Below are 2344 nucleotides of genomic sequence, written 5' to 3'. Positions count from 1 at the left end.
GCCTGCCGTCCCGGGCCGCCGGCTCCGGACGCGGGCCGCTCCGCACCGTACGCACGACACCCAGCGGGTGTGCGCGGCACGGGCGGGCGGCGCAATACGGTGAATCCACCCCGCCGCATCTCGCACCCGTAGGAGCACTGGACATGTCCAGCGAGTTCTTCATTCCGGACCCGGAGGGTCACGTTCCGAACGCCGAGGGCTACTTCGGCGACTTCGGCGGCAAGTTCATCCCCGAGGCGCTCGTCGCCGCCGTGGACGAGGTCGCCGTCGAGTACGAGAAGGCCAAGGGCGACCCGGCCTTCGCCGCCGAGCTCAATGACCTCATGGTCAACTACACCGGTCGGCCGAGCGCCCTCACCGAGGTCCCCCGCTTCGCCGAGCACGCCGGCGGCGCCCGGATCTTCCTCAAGCGCGAGGACCTGAACCACACCGGCTCGCACAAGATCAACAACGTGCTGGGCCAGGCGCTGCTCACCAAGCGCATGGGCAAGACCCGCGTCATCGCCGAGACCGGCGCCGGCCAGCACGGCGTGGCCACCGCCACCGCCTGCGCGCTCTTCGGCCTCGACTGCACCATCTACATGGGCGAGATCGACACCCGGCGCCAGGCCCTCAACGTGGCCCGCATGCGCATGCTGGGCGCCGAGGTCGTCGCCGTGAAGTCCGGCTCCCGGACGCTCAAGGACGCCATCAACGAGGCGTTCCGCGACTGGGTCGCCAATGTGGACCGGACCCACTACCTCTTCGGTACGGTCGCCGGCCCCCACCCCTTCCCGGCCATGGTCCGCGACTTCCACCGGGTCATCGGCGTCGAGGCCCGCCGTCAGATCCTGGAGCGCGCCGGCCGGCTGCCCGACGCCGTCGCGGCCTGCGTCGGCGGCGGCTCCAACGCCATCGGCCTCTTCCACGCGTTCATCCCGGACGCCGACGTCCGCCTGGTCGGCTTCGAGCCCGCCGGGCACGGCGTCGAGACCGGCGAGCACGCGGCCACGCTGACCGCCGGCGAGCCCGGGATCCTGCACGGCTCCCGCTCCTACGTCCTCCAGGACGAGGAGGGCCAGATCACCGAGCCGTACTCCATCTCGGCCGGCCTGGACTATCCCGGCATCGGCCCGGAGCACTCCTACCTCAAGGACTCCGGCCGGGGCGAGTACCGCGCGGTCACCGACGACGCGGCGATGCAGGCCCTGCGCCTGCTCTCGCGCACCGAGGGGATCATCCCGGCGATCGAATCGGCGCACGCCCTCGCCGGCGCCCTCGACCTCGGCAAGGAGCTGGGCAAGGACGGCCTGATCGTCGTCAACCTGTCCGGTCGCGGCGACAAGGACATGGATACGGCGGCCCGCTACTTCGACCTGTACGACACCGACGGTGAAGTCGCCGACAACGAGTTCTCCGAGGGGGACGACAAGTGAGCTCCACCCACGGACGCGGCAACCTCCAGCTGCTGAGCGACACCCTCGCCAAGGCGAGGTCCGAGGACCGCGCGGCCCTCGTCGCCTACCTGCCGGCGGGCTTCCCGACCGTCGACGGCGGCATCGAGGCGGTCAAGGCCGTCATCGCCGGTGGCGCGGACGTCGTCGAGATCGGCCTGCCGCACAGCGACCCCGTCCTGGACGGGCCGGTCATCCAGACCGCCGACGACATCGCCCTGCGCGGCGGAGTCAAGATCGCCGACGTGATCCGCACGGTCCGCGAGGCGCACCAGGCGACCGGGGCCCCGGTCCTGGTGATGACCTACTGGAACCCCATCGACCGCTACGGCGTCGAGCGGTTCACGGCCGAGCTGGCGGCGGCCGGCGGCGCCGGCTGCATCCTGCCCGACCTGCCGGTGCAGGAGTCCGCGCTGTGGCGCGAGCACGCGGAGAAGCACGGTCTGGCGACCGTCTTCGTCGTGGCTCCCAGCAGCAAGGACGCGCGCCTGGCCACCATCACGGCGGCCGGCTCCGGCTTCGTCTACGCCGCCTCCCTCATGGGAGTCACCGGCACCCGCGAGTCCGTCGGCGGCCAGGCCGCCGATCTGGTGCGCCGCACCCGCGCCACCAGCGACCTGCCGGTCTGCGTCGGGCTCGGCGTCTCCAACGCCGTCCAGGCCAAGGAGGTCGCGGGCTTCGCCGACGGAGTCATCGTCGGCTCGGCCTTCGTGAAGCTGCTCCTGGACGCGCCGGACCTGCCGGCCGGGCTGGACGCCGTACGGGCGCTCGCGGGCGAGCTCGCGGAAGGCGTACGCCGGAGCTGACACGCGTTCGAGCACGGGCACGGATGTCTGATCGGGTTCTGTAGCCCGATCGGGTGGAAGTGCGGGCAGGGAGGCACGCGAGTGCCTCCCTGCTTCGTTTGGCGG

At 71.9% G+C, this 2344-nt stretch carries 2 protein-coding genes; both read left to right on the top strand.

Features of this window, described 5'->3' with window-relative positions; all coding sequences use genetic code 11:
- The first annotated feature begins 143 nt into the window (after window positions 1-143).
- On the top strand, window positions 144-1415 hold the full coding sequence (trpB, locus tag ACWGIU_RS35855) for a tryptophan synthase subunit beta (RefSeq protein ID WP_453712274.1): 1272 nt from the start codon (window positions 144-146) through the stop codon (window positions 1413-1415).
- Complete coding sequence (gene trpA, locus ACWGIU_RS35850; RefSeq protein ID WP_453712273.1) at window positions 1412-2239, top strand: tryptophan synthase subunit alpha; 828 nt, start codon at window positions 1412-1414, stop codon at window positions 2237-2239. Before trpB ends, trpA begins: the two co-directional genes overlap by 4 nt.
- Window positions 2240-2344 lie beyond the last annotated feature (105 nt).

Source organism: Streptomyces sp. NPDC054840 (assembly GCF_053611065.1).
Note: the sequence above shows the minus strand (reverse complement) of the source record. Positions and strands in the feature narration are given on the sequence as shown.